The organism is Streptomyces sp. NPDC057939, assembly GCF_042887545.1.
Classification (GTDB): Bacteria; Actinomycetota; Actinomycetes; order Streptomycetales; family Streptomycetaceae; genus Streptomyces.
Genome location: NZ_JBHVPG010000034.1, coordinates 30,134 through 49,134, shown reverse-complemented (window position 1 = coordinate 49,134; position 19,001 = coordinate 30,134). Strand labels below are relative to the sequence as shown.

Sequence of the window (19,001 nt, the reverse complement as noted above, 5' to 3'; positions counted from 1 at the left end):
ATCGGGACTTATTTACCGTAATCTCGCGGGGTGTTCGATCAGAGCCACTATCGTTCTGCCCATGACTCAGTTGCACCCCGTGATCAAAAAGGCCGTCATTCCGGCTGCGGGCCTCGGCACTCGGTTCCTTCCGGCGACCAAGGCGACCCCCAAGGAAATGCTCCCGGTCGTGGACAAACCGGCCATCCAGTACGTCGTGGAGGAAGCCGTCTCGGCCGGCCTGGACGACGTCCTCATGATCACAGGACGTAACAAGCGGGCGCTTGAGGACCACTTCGACCGGAACTACGAGCTGGAGTCGGCCCTCATCGCCAAGGGCGACGACGACCGGCTGAAGAAGGTCCAGGAGTCCAGCGACCTCGCCACCATGCACTACGTCCGCCAGGGCGACCCCCGCGGTCTCGGTCACGCGGTGCTCTGCGCCGAGCCCCACGTCGGCAACGAGCCGTTCGCCGTCCTCCTCGGCGACGACCTCATCGACCCCCGCGACCCGCTGCTGCGCCAGATGGTCGACGTCCACGCGCGCACCGGCGGCACCGTCATCGCGCTCATGGAGGTCGACCCGGCCAACGTGCACCTCTACGGCTGCGCGGCCATCGAGCCGACCGACGAGGCGGACGTCGTCCGCGTGACCGGCCTCGTCGAGAAGCCGGACGCCTCCGAGGCGCCCAGCAACTACGCGGTCATCGGACGCTACGTCCTGAACCCGGCGATCTTCGGCATACTGCGGGAGACCGAGCCGGGCCGCGGTGGGGAGATCCAGCTCACCGACGCCCTGCAGAAGCTGGCCGCCGACGAGACCGTGGGCGGCCCGGTGCACGGCGTGGTCTTCCGCGGCCGCCGCTACGACACCGGGGACCGGGGGGACTACCTGCGGGCCATCGTCCGACTCGCCTGCGAGCGTGAGGACCTGGGACCGGAGTTCCGCACCTGGCTTCACCGTTACGTCACGGAGGAGATGTAGCACCTTGAGCAGTTCCGCACCGCAGGACACCGGCCACCAGCGTCTGTGGTCCGTGGACGAGCACCTCGCGGACATCCTCGCGACCGTCCGGCCGCTGGAGCCCATCGAGCTCCAACTGCTCGACGCCCAGGGCTGCGTCCTGGTCGAGGACGTCACCGTGCCCGTCGCCCTCCCGCCCTTCGACAACAGCTCCATGGACGGTTACGCCGTCCGCACGGCGGACGTCCAGGGTGCGAGCGAGGAGTTCCCCGCGGTGCTCACGGTGATCGGGGACGTGGCGGCGGGCAGCGGTGAGCTGCCCACCGTCGGCCCCGGTCAGGCCGCCCGCATCATGACGGGGGCTCCGCTGCCCCCCGGCGCGGAAGCCGTCGTACCGGTCGAGTGGACCGACGGCGGCACCGGCGGCGGGGCGGCCTCCGGGATGACCCCCGCCGCCACCGCGCCCGAGGGCGCGGCCGGCGAGGTTCGGGTCCACCGGGCCGCCGAGGCGCGGGCGCACGTCCGGGCCCGCGGCAGCGACGTACAGGCCGGGGACCTGGCGCTGGCCGCCGGCACCGTCCTCGGGCCGCCGCAGATCGCCCTGCTGGCCGCCATCGGGCGCGGCACGGTCCGGGTCCGGCCGCGACCCCGGGTCGTCGTCATGTCCACCGGCAGCGAGTTGGTCCAGCCGGGTGAAGCGCTGGCCGCCGGCACGATCTACGACTCGAACAGCTTCGCGCTGGCCGCGGCCGCGCGGGACGCCGGAGCCATCGCCTACCGGGTCGGCGCCGTCGCGGACGACGCCGACACGTTGCGCTCGACCATCGAGGACCAGCTCATCCGGGCCGACCTCCTGGTCACCACGGGCGGGGTGAGCGTCGGCGCGTACGACGTGGTCAAGGAGGCGCTGACCTCGGTCTCCGCCGGCGACGACGCCGCCGAGGCGGGGAACGTCGACTTCCGCAAGCTCGCCATGCAGCCCGGCAAGCCCCAGGGCTTCGGCACCATCGGCCCCGACCACACCCCGCTCCTGGCGCTGCCCGGCAATCCGGTGTCCTCGTACGTCTCCTTCGAGCTGTTCGTGCGCCCCGCGATCCGGGCCCTGATGGGCCTGCCCGCGTCCGTGGTCGGCCGGCCGAGCGTGCGGGCCGTGCTCACCTGCGACAAGCCCCTCGGCTCCCCGGCCGGCCGCCGGCAGTACCTGCGCGGCAAGTACGACGCCGAGGCCGGCACGGTCTCCCCGGTCGGCGGATCGGGCTCCCACCTGATCGCCGCGCTGGCCCACGCCGACTCCCTGATGGTCGTACCGGAGGACGTCACCTCGGTGGAGTCCGGCACCGAGCTGGAAGTGATCCTGCTCGGCTGACCGGCCGTCGGTGCGGGTAGCGTGTGTCGCACCACACAGGCCCCCTCGGGGCCCAGAGCGGAGCGGCACAGCATGAGTACCGAGAGCAGGCTCACCCACATCGACGAGGCCGGCGCTGCCCGGATGGTCGACGTCTCGGCGAAGGACGTCACCACCCGGACGGCCCGCGCCAGCGGACGCGTCCTCGTCTCCCCCCGGGTGATCGAGCTGCTGCGCGGTGAGGGCGTGCCGAAGGGCGACGCCCTCGCCACCGCGCGGATCGCCGGGATCATGGGGGCCAAGAAGACCCCCGACCTGATCCCGTTGTGCCATCCGCTGGCGGTGTCCGGGGTGAAGGTCGACCTGTCGGTCGCCGACGACGCCGTCGAGATCCTCGCCACGGTGCGGACGACCGACCGCACGGGCGTCGAGATGGAGGCCCTCACCGCCGTCGCGGTCGCCGGCCTCACCGTGATCGACATGGTCAAGGCCGTCGACAAGGGCGCGGTCATCACCGACGTCCGGGTGGAGGAGAAGACCGGCGGCAAGTCCGGCGACTGGAGCCGGGGATGAACGACCCCCGCGGCGGTGAGGTCCACGGCCACGTCCCGCCGGTGACCGGCGAGGCGTGGACGGCGCCCGCGCCCGACGCGGCCGCGGCCCCCGCGCCGCGCGCTCTGGTGGTCACCGCCTCCAACCGCGCCTCGCGCGGCGTCTACGCCGACAAGGGCGGCCCCCTGCTCGCCGAGGCGCTGGAGAAGCTCGGCTTCGCGGTGGACGGCCCGCGCGTGGTCCCCGACGGTGACCCCGTCGAGGCGGCGCTGCGCGACGCCGTGGCCGCCGGGTACGACGTCGTGCTCACCACCGGGGGCACCGGCATCTCGCCGACCGACCGGACCCCGGACGCGACCGCCCGGGTACTGGACTACGAGATCCCCGGCATCCCGCAGGCCATCCGCGCCGAGGGCCTCGCCAAGGTGCCGACGGCGGCCCTGTCCCGGGGCCTGGCGGGCGTCGCGGGCCACACCCTCATCGTGAACCTGCCCGGTTCGACGGGCGGGGTGAAGGACGGCCTCGCCGTCCTGGCCCGGATCCTGCCGCACGCCGTCGACCAGATCCGGGGCGGCGACCACCCCAGACCCCCGGCGGACCCCGGGAGCCAGAGCTGAACGGCCCGTCGTGGCCGGTGGCGCTGACGGACGGCGACGTCACGCTCCGGCCGATAAAGGTGCGGGACCAGCGCGCCTGGCGCGAGGTGAACCGCCGCAACCGCGAATGGCTGCGGCCTTGGGAGGCGACGATTCCGCCGCCCGCGCCCTGGGGCCCCGTCATCCAACGGCCGACGTACCGGCAGATGGTCCGCCACCTGCGGGCGGAGGCGAACGCGGGCCGCATGCTGCCCTTCGTCATCGAGTACCAGGGGCGTCTCGTCGGCCAGTTGACGGTCGCCGGGATCACCTGGGGCTCGATGTGCGCGGCCCACGTGGGCTATTGGGTGGACCGGGACGTCGCGGGCCGCGGTGTGATGCCGACGGCCGTCGCGCTCGCCGTGGACCACTGCTTCGGCAAGGTCGGGCTGCACCGCATCGAGGTGTGCATCCGCCCGGAGAACGGTCCCAGCCGCCGCGTCGTGGAGAAGCTCGGCTTCCGCGAGGAGGGGGTCCGTCCGCGGTACCTGCACATCGACGGCGCCTGGCGGGACCACCTCGTCTTCGCGTTGACGGTGGAGGAGGTCCCGGAGGGACTGCTGCGCCGGTGGCACCGGACGAGGCCGCAGGAAAGGCCGCCGACGACGGCCTGAAAGTCGGTTATCGCAAATGCGTTCGAATTCTTGACCGGGTCGCCCATAACCTGATCCGAAGAATCACAAAAAAAGTCCGTGATATCAGCCTGATCGTGCGACACACCGACTCAATTGGCTGATCCCCCCGCCCGCGCCCCTTTACGGTGTGGGGTGTGAGCAGCAGCGGCCTCATCTACGCAGTCATCGTCGGGGCCTGGGCCGCCTACTTGGTGCCCATGTGGCTCCGGAGGCAGGACGAGCTGAACGAAGCGCGTCCGACGGAACGCTTCTCCACCGCCATCAGGCTGCTTTCCGGCCGGGCGGGAATGGAGCGCCGTTACGCCAAGGGGCTGCGTGAGCGCGGTGACGAACAGGCGGAACCCCAGCCCCACGGGGACCCGGACGCCGCGACGGAGACGGTTGATTCCGTCGACGCCGACGCCCGGGCCTTCGACGTGCCCCCGACCAGGGCCGAGCCGAGGTTCGCCGAGGCCGAGCGGGCCCGCCGCCAGCAGCGCCTCCAGGTGCTCGCGCGCCGCCGGCGCACCACCGCCCTGCTCTTCCTGGTCTTCAGCGCCGGAGCGGTCGTCGCCGCGGTCGGCGGGCTCCACTACCTGTGGGCGCCGGCCGTCCCCGCCCTGCTGCTGAGCGCGTACATCGTGCACCTGCGGGTCCACGAGCGGCGGCGCTACGAGTTCACCATGGACCGCCGGCGCGCCGAGGCGGCCGCCCGCAGCCTGCGGGAGAACCGGCCCCGCCGCCGGGCGGCCGAGGACCCCGCCGCCGGTGGTGCCGAACCGGACCCCGCGCCACCGGTCTCCCCCCAGGAGGCCGGGCGCCGCGCGCTCGTCGAGCAGACCGACCACGCCGAGTGGGTGGACCAGCAGCGCGAGCGCGAGCGCGGTCCGGCGCGCGGCGACAGCTGGGAGCCGGTCCCGGTCCCGCTGCCGACGTACGTGACGGCCCCCGTCGCCCCCCGCGCCACCGGCCCGACCGCGCCCGACGCCTGGAGCTCGACCCGCTCCAGCACCGCCGAGCCGACCGAACCCCGACTGCGGGCGCAGCCCGGGGTGCCGAAGCCGACGTCGGAGCCGAGGCCGGAGGTGAGGGCCGCGTCCGGCTCGGAAGCCGGTCCGGCGTCCCGGTCCGAGTCCCGACCGGAGCCGGCGGCCCAGGCCACCACGCCGCGCCCCCGCGGCCGCGAGCGGGGTCGCACCCCGCTCTTCGACCAGTACGAGGGCGAGGACCGGCCGCGCGCCGCGAACGAGTGACCGGCGATCGGTGACCTGCGCGGACGCTCCGGGGAATCGGTTTTGGAGCACCCGCGAGGGGATGCTAATGTTTCACACGTCGCAAGGGCCTGTGGCGCAGTCTGGTAGCGCACCTCGTTCGCATCGAGGGGGTCTGGGGTTCAAATCCCCACAGGTCCACAAACGACAGTTCACGGGTTGCTCCCGAGAACGTCATGAGATCCCGTCCGGTCGAAAGACCGGGCGGGATCTCGGCGTTTACGGGGCGGCGCCCGATCACGACCCGAAAGGCCGGCCGGTCCGGCCCCGGTCTCATGCCGGTTCCGTGCCCTGTGGATGCGTCCAGGTCCCGGGAACGGCCGTGCGGGCCGCGGTGAGGTGGGCCGGCGTCCGTCCCCTGACGTGCAACCAACTGCCGCCGACCGTCCCGTCCTGCCGCAGCAGGAGCCCGGGAGCGGAGAACCAGCGCACCGGGGACCCGTCGGCACCCGTCCACATCGGATGGTCGGGGAGGGCGACGCGCTCGAAGAGGGCGGGCACCGCGTCCACGACGTCCGCCGGCAGTTCGCACGCGTCGTACAGCGGCTCGTCGGCGAGCAGCGCTTCGGACAGGACCAGTTCCACGCACGCCACCGAGAGCCGGTCCATGAACGGCCGCCACCCGTCGGGCGTCAGGACGACCACGGGCGGGTCGGATTTCCCCAGGTCGCGCAGGCGGACGCCCCAGAAGGCGCACCCCTGGTTCTCCGCACGGTGGACGGGGACCGCCGCGGAGTCCGGGTCCTCGTGGACGAAGAGTTCCGCGGGAGGCAGCATCGGGTCCTGGTGGTCGATCATCCCGCGCCGCCCGCCGAAGAGCAGGTACGCCTCCCGCAGCGCGGTGGGGAGCAGGAGTCCGAGGCGGTCCTCCGCCCGCCGGAGCTCCTCCTCGCCGGCTCCGTCGGCATCGGTGAGGGGCGTGTACCAGGCGGCGGCGAAGGCCCGGATGAAGGCCCATGCCTCCGCCCGGTCGGACGGACCGCCCCGCATGGACGCGGCCGCGTCGAATTCGCTCGCCATGCGGTGGACCGTACCCGCCCGGTCGCAACGGCGGGAAAGGGGCGGGGCGGTGGAGTGGGGCCGGGGCCGCGTACCGCCGCCGGGCCCGCCGCCGGGACGGGCCGGACGGGTCAGCGTGTCAGCGACTTCGTCATGCAGCGGCTGGACTCGTGGAAGCGGTAGTAGCCGAACTTCTCGGACAGGGCGTAGCCCGAGGAGAGGTAGAGGGCGATGGCCTCCGGCTGCTGGTCGCCGGTTTCGAGGACCATGCGGCGGCGGCCCGCCGCGAGGGCGTCGGCCTCCAGCTCGGCCAGGATGCGGCGGGCCAGGCCCAGGCCGCGGGCCTCGGGGATCACGTACATGCGCTTCACCTCGGCGTCGCCGTCGGAGTAGCCCTCCTCGTTCCGGTCCTGGCAGCGCCAGGCCCCGCTGGCCACGGGGGCGTCCGAGGCGTCGTAGGCCAGCAGGTACAGGCCGTTCGGCGGGAGGAACATGCGGGGGTCGAGGAAGGTGGCGTCACCCTCGCCCTGGTAGCGCTGCTGGTATTCCAGCTGGACCTGGGCGTCGAGCTTGACGGCGTCGGGGTGGTCGTAGGCGGCGGTGCGCAGGTGTATCCCGTGAGACATCAGGACATCGTACGGAAGGCTCCGGCTATGGTGCTGGGATGCTCACTGTGACCTCCGTGAATGTGAATGGGATCCGCGCCGCCGCCAAGAAGGGCTTCGGGGAGTGGCTCGCGGGATCCGACGCCGACGTCGTGTGCCTCCAGGAGGTACGGGCCGAGGAAGGGCAGATTCCGGACGAGGTGCGGAAGCCCGAGGGATGGCACACGGTGTTCGCGCCCGCCGCCGCCAAGGGTCGGGCCGGCGTCGCGCTGTACACGCGCCGGGAGCCGGAGCGGGTGCGGGTCGGCTTCGGGAGCGACGAGTTCGACGCCGCCGGCCGGTACCTGGAGATCGACCTGCCGGGCGTGACCGTCGCCAGCCTCTACCTGCCCTCCGGTGAGGCGGGGACCGAGAAGCAGGACGAGAAGTACCGGTTCATGGACGAGTTCCTCACCTACCTGACGGCGCTCCGGGCGCGGGCCGCGGCCGACGGCCGGGAGGTCGTGGTGTGCGGTGACTGGAACATCTGCCACCGGGAAGCCGACCTCAAGAACTGGAAGACCAACCGCAAGAACGCCGGCTTCCTGCCGGAGGAGCGGGAGTGGCTGGGGAAGGTGTACGCGGAGGCCGGTTACGTCGACGTCGTGCGCGAGCTGCACCCCGACGCCGAGGGACCGTACTCCTGGTGGTCCTACCGGGGCCGGGCCTTCGACAACGACGCCGGGTGGCGGATCGACCTCCAGGTGGCGACCCCGGGGCTGGCGGCGAAGGCCGTGAAGGCCTGGGTGGAGCGCGCCGAGACGCACCCGGAGCGTTGGTCGGACCACGCCCCGGTGTCGGTGGCCTACGCGCTCGGTTCCTGACCGGGGTCCCGGGCGACTTCCCCACCGGGGTCCCGACCGGGGTCCTGGTCGGGGTCCTGGTTCGCGGCCAGGAGTCGGTCCATCGCCATGGTGAGCTCCGCCTCGACCACGCTCTTCGCGAGGGGCCGTAGCCGGGGCAGGGACTCCTCGGACAGGTGCGTGGAGATCAGCTCGGTGAACAGGGCCGCCATCGCGTCCGCGTGCTCGCGGACCCGGCGGCCGGTCTCCAGGACGGCGGCGAGCGGTACGCCCTCGCGGACCAGTGCCGAGGAGACGTCCAGCAGGCGGCGGCTGACGTGCACGATGACCTCGCCGTCGACGGCGAGGTAGCCGAGGTCGAGGGAGGCCGCGAGGTTCTCCGGGGTGACCTCGCCCTCGAAGTGGTCGGCGAGGGCCTCCGGCGTCAGCCGGACCGGGGTCTCCTCGGACCAGCCCATGCCGAGGAGCTCGCCGAGCTGCCCGACGTCGCGGCCGTTCTCGAACGCGGCGGTCAGTTCGGCGATGCCGCCCAGGGTGTGGCCGCGTTCCAGGAGCGCGGCGATGGTGCGCAGGCGGGCGAGGTGGTGGTCGTCGTACCAGGCGATCCGGCCCTCGCGGCGGGGCGGCGGGAGCAGCTTGCGCTCGCGGTAGAAGCGCAGGGTGCGCACCGGTATGCCGGCCGCGTCGGCCAGTTCCGAGGTCCGGTATTCGCGTGCCATCGCGGGCCCGTCCTCCGTCGTCACTGCTGTCTCTTCGTGCGCCACACGCGCAGCCTAGGCCGTACCCGCAGTAACTTTCCGGGCGTGACCCCTACCCATGGGTACGGGGCTGCTCTACTCTCCCGATTGTGCCAGTGATTGCTGGCAATGTTGCGGTGTGGTGGCTGGGACTGCGGAAGCGGAAGGCGGCGGGCATGGGCGGCATGGCAGAACGTGGGCGCGAGCACGTACGAGTGGCGGTGATCGGATCCGGATTCGGCGGGCTGGGGGCGGCCGTACGGCTGCGGCGCGAGGGGATCACCGACTTCGTCATCCTGGAGCGGGCCGACTCCGTCGGCGGCACCTGGCGCGACAACAGCTACCCCGGATGCGCGTGCGACGTCCCCTCGCACCTGTACTCCTTCTCCTTCGCGCCCAACCCGGACTGGCCGCGGACCTTCTCCGGGCAGCCCGCCATCCGGGAGTACCTGGAGCACGTCGCCGACGTCTTCGGACTGCGCCGCCACATCCGACTGAACCACGAGGTCGAGATGATGCGCTGGGACACCGAGGAACTGCGCTGGGAGATCGAGACCTCCGGGGGAGCCCTCACCGCCGACGTGGTCGTGTCCGCCACCGGGCCGCTCTCGGAACCGAAGCTGCCGGAGATCCCCGGGCTCGCCGGGTTCCCGGGCAAGGTCTTCCACTCCGCCCGCTGGGACCACGACTACGACCTGCGCGGCAAGCGCGTCGCGATGATCGGGACCGGCGCCTCCGCGATCCAGATCGTCCCGGCCATCGCCCCCGAGGTGGAGCGCCTCACGCTCTTCCAGCGGACCCCGCCGTGGGTCATGCCGCGCACCGACCGGGCCATCAGCTCGGCCGAGCGCTGGCTGCACCGTCAGTTGCCCTTCACCCGCGCCGCGCGCCGCGGGCTGCTGTGGGGGATCCGCGAGCTCCAGGTCAGCGCCTTCACCAAGCGGCCGAACCAGCTCGGGCTGGTCGAGTCGCTGGCGAAGGCCAACATGGCGCGTTCGATCAAGGACCCGGAGCTGCGGGCCAAGCTGACGCCCTCGTACCGGATCGGCTGCAAGCGGATCCTGCTGTCCAGCGAGTACTACCCGGCGCTGGCCCGGCCCGACGTGGACGTGGTGGCCTCCGGGCTGACGGAGGTCCGCGGGTCGGTCCTGGTGGCGGCGGACGGGACCGAGACCGAGGTCGACGCGATCATCTTCGGCACCGGCTTCCACGTCACGGACATGCCGATCGCCGACCGGGTCGTGGGCGTGGAGGGGCGGACCCTCGCCGACACCTGGAAGGACGGGATGCAGTCGCTGCGCGGGGCGACCGCGGCCGGCTTCCCCAACTGGATGACGATCATCGGCCCGAACACGGGCCTGGGGAACAGCTCGATGATCCTGATGATCGAGTCGCAGCTGAACTACATGGCCGACTACATGCGCCAGCTCGGCGTCCTGGGCGGGCGCACCGCGCTGGCCGCCCGCCCCTCCGCGGTCAACAAGTGGAACCGGAACGTGCAGGCCCGCATGGAGCGGACCGTGTGGAACACCGGCGGCTGCACCAGCTGGTACCTGGACGCCCAGGGCCGCAACACGACCGTCTGGCCGGGCACGACCGGCGAGTTCCGCAAGGAGACGCGGACGGTGGACCTCTCCGAGTACGAGGTCATCCGCGTCCGGGACCGCGAGCGGGCCCCGGCCGTCGCCGTGGCCGTCGGCGCGCCCGAGCCGGGCCGGGGCGGCAAGGACCCCGCGAAACCCGCCGCGGGCCGCGCGACGGCACCGGCCCCGGCGACGGAACCGGCTCCGGCCGCGGCCGAGGAGGGAGCGGCGTGAACCGGCCCGCGCACGTCACCACCGGGCGCTGGGCGCCCCCCACCCCGGCCCGGGTGCCGGCCGTCACCTCCGCCGACGGGGCCCGCCTGCACACCGAGGTGCACGGCGCCGAGGGCGCCCCGGCCGTGGTCCTGGCCCACGGCTGGACCTGCTCCACCGCCTTCTGGGCGGCGCAGGTGCGGGACCTGGCGAAGGACCACCGCGTCATCGTCTACGACCAGCGCGGCCACGGCCGCAGCCCCGCGTCCCGCGCCTACGCCACCGACCGCCTCGCCGACGACCTCGTCGCGGTGCTGAAGGCCACCCTCGCCCCCGGCGAGCGGGCCGTCGTCGCCGGGCACTCCATGGGCGGCATGACCGTCATGGCCGCCGCCGGTCGGCCCGAGTTCGCGGAGCACGCCGCGGCCGCCCTGCTGTGCAGCACGGGCAGCTCCGGGCTGGTGGCGGGCTCGACCGTACTGCCGCTGCGCCCCGGGCCGATGAGGACCCGCGCGACCCGGGCGGTGCTCGGCGCGCGGGCCCCCCTCGGGCCCGTCACGCCCGTCGCCCGCGCCCTGCTCAAGTACGCGACCATGGGCCCCGGATCGGCGCCGGACCGGGTGGAGGCCTGCGCCCGCATCGTGCACGGCTGCCCCGCCGGGGTCCGGCACGCCTGGTCGCAGGTGCTGGCCGCCCTCGACCTGGACGCCGAACTGGCCCGGCTGACCGTGCCCACCGCCGTGATCGGCGGGACGGCCGACCGGCTCACCCCGATCGGGCACGCCCGGGCGCTGGCCGCGGCCCTGCCGAACTGCGTCGGCCTGACCGAACTCACCGGAGCGGGCCACATGACGCCCGTCGAGGCGCCGGAGGCCGTCTCGGCCGCCCTGCGCGAACTCACCGCCCGCCACCTGCCCGCACGACAGGCCGACCCGGCCGCGGGAGCCGCCCCGGCCGCAGAGGCCGAGAAGGAGAAGACGCCGTGAGCCGCAGCAGTCTGGAAGGACAGGTCGCCGTCGTCACCGGAGCCGCGCGCGGGGTGGGCGAACTGCTCGCCCGCAAGCTGTCCGCGCGCGGCGCGAGGATCGCCCTGGTGGGCCTGGAACCGGAGGCCCTCGCGGAGGTCTCCGAACGCCTGCACACCGACAGCGCCCACTGGCACGCCGACGTCACCGACCACGAGGCGATGGAGCGGGTCGCTCGGGAGGTCAAGGAACGCTTCGGCAAGGTGGACATCGTCGTCGCCAACGCGGGCGTCGCCGCCGGCGGGCCGTTCGTCGACTCCGACCCGGTGGCATGGCGCCGCGTGATCGAGGTCAACCTCATCGGCGGGGCCGTCACCGCCCGCGCCTTCCTGCCCGTCCTCACCGAGAGCCGCGGCTACTTCCTCCAGATCGCCTCGCTCGCCGCGATCACCCCGGCCCCCATGATGACGGCGTACTGCGCCTCCAAGTCCGGCGTCGAGGCCTTCGCGCACTGCCTGCGCGCCGAGGTCGGACACAAGGGCGTCAAGGTCGGCGTCGGCTACCTGTCCTGGACCGACACCGACATGGTGCGCGGGGCCGACCAGGACGAGGTCATGCGCGATCTGCGGCGCGGCCTGCCGTGGCCCGCGAACCGCACCTACCCGCTCGGACCGGCCGTCGACCGGATCGTGGCGGGCATCGAACGACGCTCGGCGCACGTCTACGCGCAGTGGTGGCTGCGCGGCATGCAGGGCACGCGCGGCTACCTGCCGGGGATCATCGCGACGGTCGGGCAGCGGGAGATGCGGCGGTTCGAGCCGCGCCTGTCCGGCGTCTCCACGGGGCTCGTCGGAGCCGGCGGGGCGGCCGACGAGAAGGAACGCACCCACCACGCATAGACCGTAATGCGAGGAACGTCCCTCCGTGCCAGGCTGGTCGGCATCACGCCCCACCCTTTCCAGGAGGGAACAGCATGGGTCTGAGGGACCAGTTCCAGGACAAGGCGAGACGGCTCGCGGAGCAGGCCGAGGCGAGGGCCGCGGCGCAGGGCACCGAGACCGAGGCCACCCGCGCCCCGGCCCCGGCGCAGGAGGTGGGCTCACGGACCGGCCAGGTCCGTGACGCCCTGGACGACGCGCTCGACAAGTAGCGCGTCCCGATGCCGAGGGGCGCGACCCGCACCACGCGGGCCGCGCCCCTTCCGCATGCGGGCTCCCGCGCGCCTACTCGCGCGGCGGCAGCTTCGGACGGCGTCGGTCCGGGACGTCCGTGTAGCCGGGCGGCACGGCCGCCGGGTCCTGCTCCAGCAGCTCCAGTGCCAGGTGCACGGCGTCGTCGAGCTGGGCGTGCCGGCCCTCCGCCCAGTCCAGCGGGGTGCGCAGGATCGCGAGGTCGGGCTCGACGCCGTGGTTCTCCACCGACCAGCCGTACTCCGGGAACCAGGCGGCGTTCATCGGCACCGTGATCACCGTCCCGTCGCCCAGGGTGTGCCGACCGGTCATGCCGACGACCCCGCCCCAGGTGCGCTGGCCCACCACCGGTCCCAGGCCGAGCAGTTTGAACGCGGCGGTGATCATGTCCCCGTCGGAGGAGGTCGCCTCGTCGGCCAGGGCCACGATCGGGCCGCGGGGCGCGTTGGAGGCGTACGAGACCGGTTGGGCGTCCCGGGTCAGGTCCCAGCCGAGGATCGAGCGGGTCAGCTTCTCCACGACCAGCTCGCTGATGTGGCCGCCCGCGTTGCCGCGCACGTCGACGATCAGGGCGGGCCGGGACATCTCCATCCGCAGGTCGCGGTTGAACTGCGCCCAGCCCGAGCCGCCCATGTCGGGGATGTGCAGGTAGCCGCAGCGGCCGCCGCTGACCTCGCGGACCACGGCCCGCCGCTTGGACACCCAGTCCTGGTAGCGCAGCGGCCGGTCGTCGACGAGCGGTACGACCGCCACCCGCCGGGCCCGCCCGGACCCCTCGGCCGGTTCGAAGGTGAGCTCGACGGTGGTGCCGCCGGCGGCCGCGAGCAGCGGGTAGGGGCCGGTCACCGGGTCGACGGTGCGGCCGTCGACGTGGGTGAGGACGGCGCCCTCGCGGATGCCGGTGCCCGCGAGGGGGGAGCGGGCCTTGGAGTCGGAGGACTCGCCGGGCAGGATCCGGGAGAGCATCCAGGCGCCGTCCCGGGGCACGAAGTTGGCGCCGAGCAGCCCGATGGCCCGCTGGTAGTGCGGCGGTCCCTCGTTGCGGCGGGCGGGGGAGACGTAGGCGTGCGAGGTGCCGAGTTCGCCGAGCACCTCGCGCATCAGGTCGGCGAACTCGTCGGGCGAGGCGACCCGTTCGACCAGTGGACGGTACTGGCGCAGCACCGCGTCCCAGTCGATCCCGCACATGCCGGGCTCCCAGAAGTAGGCGCGGATCAGCCGGCCCGCCTCCTCGAAGGCCTGGCGCCACTCGGCCGCAGGGTCCACCTCGTGCAGGATGCGCCGCAGGTCCAGGTAGACCGTCGAGTCCCCGTCGCCCGGTTCCGTCGAGGGCACCGCGCGCAGGTCCCCGTCGTCGTTGACGACGAGCCGGGTGCCGTCCCCGCTGACCGCGAACCAGTCGAGCCCCGTGGCCAGTTCGGCCTTGCGGGCCTTGGTCATGTCGAAGTGCTCCAGCGTCGGCTTGCCGCTGGTGTCGGCCGGGTTCGCGAAGGTCTCGCCGAGCGCGCCGGAGATGGGCCAGCGCAGCCACACCAGCCCGCCGCCGCTCACCGGGTACAGGGCCGAGTACTTCGACGCGGACACCGGGAAGGGGGTGACCCGGCTCTCCAGCCCCTCGACCTCCACGGTCACCGCGCCGTCGCCGGATTCGGAGTCCCCCTCGGCCGGGTCGAGTCCGCCGGCCGCGGGGCGTCCGTCGGGGGAGAACGCGAAGGGGGAGTTCGTCGCGGAGGAGAGCGGCACCAGGTACGGGCGGCAGCCCAGCGGGAAGGACAGGTCGCCGGTGTGCACGTCGTAGACGGGGTCGAAGCCGCGCCAGGACAGGAAGGCGAGGTAGCGGCCGTCGCGGGTGAAGACCGGGTTCTCGTCCTCGAAGCGGCCGTTGGTGACGTCGACGACGGTGTGCGGGCCGGGTCCGGAGATCTTCGCCATCCTGATCTGCCGCAACGAGCGCCCGATGCCGGGATGCGACCAGGTCAGCCAGCAGCCGTCGGGGGAGAAGGCCAGGTCGGTGACGGGCCCGTTGATCGACCGCACCAGCTCGGTGACCTCGCCGTTGGACTCCTCCGTCGCGTCGAGGAGCAGCAGCCGTCCGTCGTTGGAGGCGATGGCGAGGCGCTCCCCGTCGGGATCGGACAGCAGCTCCAGTACGCGGCCCAGCGCGCCCGAGGCCAGCCGCCGGGGCTCGCGTTCCCCCGAGGCGCGGGGGAGGTGGGCGATCTCGATCGCGTCCTCGCCCTCGGCGTCGGTGACGTAGGCGACCTGCCCGCCGCTGCCGAGCATCTCGGGCAGCCGGACGCGGACGCCCGGGGTGTCGGCGATGGTGCGCGCGGGCCCGTCGCGGTGGGTCAGCCAGTAGAGGCTGCCGCGCACGACGACGGCGCTGGCCCGTCCGGTGGTGTCGACGGAGAGCGAGTCGACGTGGCTGGCGGCCGGCACCTGGTAGGTGCGGCGCCCCGCGCGCGGCCCGCCGAGGCGGACGTGGAGCTTGCGCGGGGAGGCGTCGGGGTCGAGGGAGTCGACGAGCCAGATGTCGCCGCCGCACTGGTAGACGACCCGGGAGCCGTCGCTGGAGGCGTGGCGGGCGTAGAACTCGTCGTGGTCGGTGTGCCGGCGCAGGTCGGTGCCGTCGGGCAGGCAGGAGTAGAGGTTGCCGATGCCCTCGTGGTCGGAGAGGAAGGCGATCCGGCCGCCGACGAACACGGGGGAGTCGAGGTGCCCTTCGATGTCCTCCAGCAGCCGCTTGCCGTGCAGCCACAGCCGGCCGGTGGCCCCGCCCCGGTAGCGCTTCCAGGCGGCGGGCTCGTGCGGCGGCTTGCCGGTCAGCAGCAGGCTGCGCCGTTCGCCGTCCGGCCCCTCCTGGACCTGGAGGTCGGAGACCGGGCCCCAGGGGAGGCGGCCGCCGGGGCTGCCGTCGGTGGGCAGGCTGTAGGCCCAGGCGAAGTAGGAGAAGGGCTGGCCGTGCGAGGACACGGCCAGGATGTCGCTGCGCCCGTCCTCGTCGGGCGGGGTCCATCCGCACACGCGGGTGTCGGTGGCGCCCCAGTAGCTGAGTTGGCGGGCCGGGCCGCCGTCCACGGGGACGAGGTGGATCTCGGGGTCGAGGCTGCGCCAGGTGGTGAAGGCGATCTGTCGGCCGTCGGGGGAGAAGCGGGGGTGGCTGACCCGGGTCCGGTCGACGGTGATCCGCCAGGCCCGGCCGGGCCTGGCTCCTTCGGGAACGAGGGGGGCGACCCAGAGGTCGTCCTCGGAGGCGAAGCACAGCAGGTCGTCGTGCAGGTGCGGGAACCGGAGGTACGCGACGTCGTGACTCACCCCCCAATGCTTTCCGCGGCAGGGGGCCCCGGCAACTCGTACAGGTGATCCCCTTCGGGGGATTCGGGGCGCGCGACGACCGGGTGACCGACGCCACTCCCGATAACGAAACGGAACGGTTTCGTTCCCTTCGGGGGCGGGGTATCGTCTTAACGGTACGGAACAGTTTCGCTCGGCAGGGGGTACGGAGATGACCGAAGAGGCGTCGGAGACGTCGGCGCGGCGCAGCCGGATCACCCCCGAGCGGCAGGCCGAACTCCACGAGGCGGTCCTCGACCTCCTCCGCGAGGTCGGCTACGACGCGCTGACCATGGACGCGGTCGCCGCCCGTACGAAGTCCAGCAAGGCCACCCTCTACCGCCAGTGGGGGAGCAAGCCGGAGCTGGTCGCCAAGGCCCTGCGATGTACCCAGCCGGTCTCCCTGGGGGAGATCGACACGGGGACCCTGCGGGGGGACTTCGCGCTGATGGTGGCGCACTCCGATGACGCGCAGATGGCGAAGGACACCGCGCTGATGCGGGGTCTGGCCCATGCGGTCCACGAGAGCCCGGAGCTCCACAAGGCGCTGCGGGACCTGCTGGTCGATCCGGAGATCAACGGCCTGCAGCAACTGCTGCAACGCTCCGTCGACCGGGGCGAGATCCGGCCGGACTGTCCGGCCCTGGATTTCGTCCCGCACATGCTCATCGGAGCGTTCATCGCGCTCCCGCTGATCGAGGACCGGTCCGTCGACCAGGCCTTCCTCGGCGAGTTCATCGATGCCGTGGTCTTCCCCGCCCTCGGCGTCTGATCCCCTCCCCAGAAGTTCCGCACCGTCCCGCTGCTCCTGACACGCCGCTCTCGTCGTCGGGCCGGCTTTCCACGCCCTGATCCGTCCCGGATCCATCCCACGACCTGAACGGGAGAACCACCCACGTGGCCACCTTCCTCTACCGGCTCGGCCGCGGTGCCTTCCGGCGCCGCCGCTTCGTCGCCCTCGTCTGGGTGGCGCTGTTGTTCGCCGCCGGCTTCGGCGCCGCGACGGCCTCCGCGCCCACCTCCGGCTCGTTCTCGATACCCGGCACCGAGGCCCAGAAGGCCTTCGACCTGCTGGACCAGAAGTTCCCGGGCATGGCCGCCGACGGCGCCACCGCCCGCATCGTCATCAAGGCCCCGGCGGGCGCCAAGGTCACCGACCCGAGCGTCAAGGCCGAGGTCGAGAAGGTCATCTCCGGCCTCAGGAGCGGCCCCGGCGCCGCCGAGGTGGCCACCGTCGACGACCCGTACAAGACGCAGGCGGTGAGCCAGGACGGCTCCACCACCTACGTCAGCGTCAAGTACAAGGTCAGCGGCATGGAGCTGAAGGACGCCACCCGCGACGCGCTCAAGGAGTCCGGCAAGGACGCCCAGGCGCAGGGTCTCGGCGTCGAGATCGGCGGCGACGCCCTGATGGTGGCGCCCGAGACGGGCTCCGGCGAGATCATCGGCATCCTGGTCGCCGCGATCGTCCTCGTGATCACCTTCGGCTCGCTCATCGCCGCCGGCCTGCCGCTGCTGACCGCGCTGATCGGCGTGGGCATCGGAGTCTCCTCCATCACGGCGCTCGCCAACGTCCTGGACCTCGGCTCCACCACCTCCACCCTCGCGATGATGATCGGCCTCGCGGTCGGCATCGACTACGCCCTCTTCATCGTCTCCCGCTACCGCGCGGAGCTCGCCGAGGGCCGCGAGCGGGACGAGGCCGCGGGCCGGGCCGCCGGAACCGCCGGCTCCGCCGTGGTCTTCGCCGGTCTGACCGTGGTCATCGCCCTGGTGGGCCTGGCCGTCGTCAACATCCCGATGCTGACCAAGATGGGTGTCGCGGCCGCGGGCACGGTGGTCATCGCCGTCCTCGTCGCCCTGACGCTGGTCCCGGCGATCCTCGGCTTCGCGGGCAAGAAGGTCCTGCCCGCGGGCGAGAAGAGCAAGCTGTTCGGCAAGGGCAAGGCCAAGAGCTCCGGCGCCGACCTCAAGGCCAAGCCCAACGGCGGCACCCGCTGGGCCCGCTTCGTGCTCCGCCGCCCCGTCATGGTGCTGCTCGCCGGAGTCATCGGCCTCGGCGTCATCGCCATCCCGGCGAGCAAGCTGGAGATGGGTCTGCCGGACGACGGCGCCCAGCCGGTGTCCACCACCCAGCGCAAGGCGTACGACCTGATGTCCGAGGGCTTCGGCCCCGGGTTCAACGGCCCGCTGATGGTGGTCGTCGACGGCGACAAGGCGCTCGCCGACAGCACCGCCGAGCGGATCAAGGGTCTGCCCGGGGTCGCGGCGGTGGCCCCGCCGATGCAGAACGAGGCCAAGGACGCGGCGATCGTCAGCGTCATCCCCAAGGACCGGCCCTCCTCCCACGCCACGGAGGAACTGGTCCGCACGATCCGCGACGGCAGCGGGGACGACGTGCTCGTCAGCGGTCAGACCGCGATGAACATCGACTTCTCGCAGAAGATGAACGACGCGCTGCTGCCCTACCTGGCGCTCGTGGTCGGTCTCGCCTTCCTGCTGCTGATGCTCGTCTTCCGCTCGATCCTGGTTCCGCTGAAGGCCGCCCTCGGCTTCCTGCTGTCGGTCGTCGCGGCCCTCGGCGCGGTCGTCGCGGTGTTCCAGTGGGGCTGGCTCGGCTCGGTCTTCGGGGTGGAGCAGACCGGTCCGATCATGTCGATGATGCCGATCTTCATGGTGGGCGTCGTCTTCGGTCTGGCCATGGACTACGAGGTCTTCCTGGTCACCCGCATGCGGGAGGCGTACGTCCACGGCGAGCGCCCGGGCCAGGCGGTCGTCACCGGCTTCCAGTACAGCGCCCGCGTGGTCGTGGCCGCCGCCGTCATCATGATCGCGGTGTTCGCCGGCTTCCTCGGGGCCAGCGACCAGATGGTCAAGATGATCGGCTTCGGCCTGGCCATCGCCGTCCTCTTCGACGCCTTCGTGGTCCGCATGGCCATCGTCCCGGCGGTGCTCGCGCTCCTCGGGCACAAGGCCTGGTGGCTGCCGAAGTGGCTCGACCGGATCCTGCCGAACGTCGACGTCGAGGGCGAGAGCCTGCGCAAGCACCTCGGCGAGGACTCCGGACCCGCGGAGGGTCCGGGCAAGGACCGCGAGCTCGTCAACGCCTGACCGGAGCACGCACACCGGCCCCGGCCCCGCACCCCTTCGGGGGTGCGGGGCCGGGGCCGTTCC

The 19,001-nt window shown here is 72.8% G+C and carries 17 protein-coding genes and 1 tRNA gene; 14 read left to right on the top strand and 4 right to left on the bottom strand.

What is annotated here, in order from left to right:
* Positions 1-61 precede the first annotated feature (61 nt).
* The 7 genes from galU (at position 62) to ACFVS6_RS29355 (ending at position 5,501) form a co-directional block, all read left to right on the top strand.
* A complete protein-coding gene (gene galU, locus ACFVS6_RS29385; RefSeq protein WP_389708508.1) occupies positions 62-964 on the top strand; it encodes a UTP--glucose-1-phosphate uridylyltransferase GalU in 903 nt (300 codons plus the stop codon).
* A 4-nt stretch (positions 965-968) separates the two neighbouring features.
* A complete protein-coding gene (gene glp / locus ACFVS6_RS29380; RefSeq protein ID WP_389708506.1) occupies positions 969-2,309 on the top strand; it encodes a gephyrin-like molybdotransferase Glp in 1,341 nt (446 codons plus the stop codon).
* A 72-nt stretch (positions 2,310-2,381) separates the two neighbouring features.
* Positions 2,382-2,861, top strand: coding sequence for a cyclic pyranopterin monophosphate synthase MoaC (moaC, locus tag ACFVS6_RS29375; protein ID WP_389708504.1), 480 nt, complete (start codon positions 2,382-2,384; stop codon positions 2,859-2,861).
* Positions 2,858-3,457 carry a molybdenum cofactor biosynthesis protein B gene (locus tag ACFVS6_RS29370; RefSeq protein ID WP_389708502.1) on the top strand — a complete coding sequence of 200 codons (600 nt, stop codon included), beginning with the start codon at positions 2,858-2,860 and terminating at the stop codon, positions 3,455-3,457. The genes moaC and ACFVS6_RS29370 overlap by 4 nt, the downstream gene beginning before the upstream one ends.
* Before the next feature lie 17 nt (positions 3,458-3,474).
* Positions 3,475-4,089: a GNAT family N-acetyltransferase gene (locus ACFVS6_RS29365; RefSeq protein WP_389708500.1), complete on the top strand. Its 615-nt coding sequence runs from the start codon at positions 3,475-3,477 to the stop codon at positions 4,087-4,089.
* Positions 4,090-4,244: 155 nt separating this feature from the next.
* Positions 4,245-5,342, top strand: coding sequence for a hypothetical protein (locus ACFVS6_RS29360; RefSeq protein ID WP_389708498.1), 1,098 nt, complete (start codon positions 4,245-4,247; stop codon positions 5,340-5,342).
* 85 nt (positions 5,343-5,427) lie between these two features.
* Positions 5,428-5,501, top strand: a tRNA-Ala gene (locus ACFVS6_RS29355).
* A 132-nt stretch (positions 5,502-5,633) separates the two neighbouring features.
* Here ACFVS6_RS29355 and ACFVS6_RS29350 read toward each other — a convergent pair.
* Together ACFVS6_RS29350 and ACFVS6_RS29345 are read right to left on the bottom strand one after the other, a co-directional pair.
* Positions 5,634-6,380 carry an SMI1/KNR4 family protein gene (locus tag ACFVS6_RS29350; protein WP_389708496.1) on the bottom strand — a complete coding sequence of 249 codons (747 nt, stop codon included), beginning with the start codon at positions 6,378-6,380 and terminating at the stop codon, positions 5,634-5,636.
* A gap of 110 nt (positions 6,381-6,490) precedes the next feature.
* Positions 6,491-6,985 carry a GNAT family N-acetyltransferase gene (locus tag ACFVS6_RS29345; RefSeq protein ID WP_389708495.1) on the bottom strand — a complete coding sequence of 165 codons (495 nt, stop codon included), beginning with the start codon at positions 6,983-6,985 and terminating at the stop codon, positions 6,491-6,493.
* A 38-nt stretch (positions 6,986-7,023) separates the two neighbouring features.
* On the opposite strand from ACFVS6_RS29345, the gene ACFVS6_RS29340 reads away from it, so the two are divergent.
* On the top strand, positions 7,024-7,827 hold the full coding sequence (locus ACFVS6_RS29340) for an exodeoxyribonuclease III (RefSeq protein WP_389708493.1): 804 nt from the start codon (positions 7,024-7,026) through the stop codon (positions 7,825-7,827).
* On the opposite strand, the gene ACFVS6_RS29335 is transcribed toward ACFVS6_RS29340, so the two are convergent.
* Positions 7,809-8,525, bottom strand: coding sequence for a MerR family transcriptional regulator (locus tag ACFVS6_RS29335; RefSeq protein WP_389708567.1), 717 nt, complete (start codon positions 8,523-8,525; stop codon positions 7,809-7,811). The two genes, ACFVS6_RS29340 and ACFVS6_RS29335, sit on opposite strands and share 19 nt — an antisense overlap.
* A gap of 203 nt (positions 8,526-8,728) precedes the next feature.
* On the opposite strand from ACFVS6_RS29335, the gene ACFVS6_RS29330 reads away from it, so the two are divergent.
* The 4 genes from ACFVS6_RS29330 to ACFVS6_RS29315 all read left to right on the top strand — a co-directional run bounded on the left by ACFVS6_RS29330 (position 8,729) and on the right by ACFVS6_RS29315 (position 12,454).
* Positions 8,729-10,360: a flavin-containing monooxygenase gene (locus ACFVS6_RS29330; RefSeq protein ID WP_389708491.1), complete on the top strand. Its 1,632-nt coding sequence runs from the start codon at positions 8,729-8,731 to the stop codon at positions 10,358-10,360.
* Complete coding sequence (locus ACFVS6_RS29325) at positions 10,357-11,325, top strand: alpha/beta fold hydrolase (protein WP_389708489.1); 969 nt, start codon at positions 10,357-10,359, stop codon at positions 11,323-11,325. Before ACFVS6_RS29330 ends, ACFVS6_RS29325 begins: the two co-directional genes overlap by 4 nt.
* Positions 11,322-12,203 carry an SDR family oxidoreductase gene (locus tag ACFVS6_RS29320; protein ID WP_389708487.1) on the top strand — a complete coding sequence of 294 codons (882 nt, stop codon included), beginning with the start codon at positions 11,322-11,324 and terminating at the stop codon, positions 12,201-12,203. The genes ACFVS6_RS29325 and ACFVS6_RS29320 overlap by 4 nt, the downstream gene beginning before the upstream one ends.
* A gap of 74 nt (positions 12,204-12,277) precedes the next feature.
* Positions 12,278-12,454 (top strand): hypothetical protein, encoded by a 177-nt coding sequence (locus tag ACFVS6_RS29315; protein WP_389708485.1) that lies wholly within the window; start codon positions 12,278-12,280, stop codon positions 12,452-12,454.
* A gap of 73 nt (positions 12,455-12,527) precedes the next feature.
* Here the strand turns inward: ACFVS6_RS29315 and ACFVS6_RS29310 are convergent, their stop codons facing one another.
* Positions 12,528-15,809, bottom strand: coding sequence for a S41 family peptidase (locus ACFVS6_RS29310; protein ID WP_389708483.1), 3,282 nt, complete (start codon positions 15,807-15,809; stop codon positions 12,528-12,530).
* 190 nt (positions 15,810-15,999) lie between these two features.
* Here ACFVS6_RS29310 and ACFVS6_RS29305 point away from each other — a divergent pair, with 190 nt between their 5' ends.
* Together ACFVS6_RS29305 and ACFVS6_RS29300 are read left to right on the top strand one after the other, a co-directional pair.
* A complete protein-coding gene (locus ACFVS6_RS29305) occupies positions 16,000-16,599 on the top strand; it encodes a TetR/AcrR family transcriptional regulator (protein ID WP_389708481.1) in 600 nt (199 codons plus the stop codon).
* Between the two features lie 125 nt (positions 16,600-16,724).
* Positions 16,725-18,938 (top strand): MMPL family transporter, encoded by a 2,214-nt coding sequence (locus ACFVS6_RS29300; RefSeq protein WP_389708479.1) that lies wholly within the window; start codon positions 16,725-16,727, stop codon positions 18,936-18,938.
* Positions 18,939-19,001: the final 63 nt, after the last annotated feature.

Bases quoted from the DNA above. Each gene is read 5' to 3' on its own strand.
- galU (WP_389708508.1), top strand. From the start codon at position 62: ATGACTCAGTTGCACCCCGTGATCAAAAAGGCCGTCATTCCGGCTGCG.
- moaC (WP_389708504.1), top strand. From the start codon at position 2,382: ATGAGTACCGAGAGCAGGCTCACCCACATCGACGAGGCCGGCGCTGCC.
- ACFVS6_RS29370 (WP_389708502.1), top strand. From the start codon at position 2,858: ATGAACGACCCCCGCGGCGGTGAGGTCCACGGCCACGTCCCGCCGGTG.
- ACFVS6_RS29350 (WP_389708496.1), bottom strand. From the start codon at position 6,380: ATGGCGAGCGAATTCGACGCGGCCGCGTCCATGCGGGGCGGTCCGTCC.
- ACFVS6_RS29345 (WP_389708495.1), bottom strand. From the start codon at position 6,985: ATGTCTCACGGGATACACCTGCGCACCGCCGCCTACGACCACCCCGAC.
- ACFVS6_RS29340 (WP_389708493.1), top strand. From the start codon at position 7,024: ATGCTCACTGTGACCTCCGTGAATGTGAATGGGATCCGCGCCGCCGCC.
- ACFVS6_RS29335 (WP_389708567.1), bottom strand. From the start codon at position 8,525: ATGGCACGCGAATACCGGACCTCGGAACTGGCCGACGCGGCCGGCATA.
- ACFVS6_RS29330 (WP_389708491.1), top strand. From the start codon at position 8,729: ATGGCAGAACGTGGGCGCGAGCACGTACGAGTGGCGGTGATCGGATCC.
- ACFVS6_RS29315 (WP_389708485.1), top strand. From the start codon at position 12,278: ATGGGTCTGAGGGACCAGTTCCAGGACAAGGCGAGACGGCTCGCGGAG.
- ACFVS6_RS29305 (WP_389708481.1), top strand. From the start codon at position 16,000: ATGACCGAAGAGGCGTCGGAGACGTCGGCGCGGCGCAGCCGGATCACC.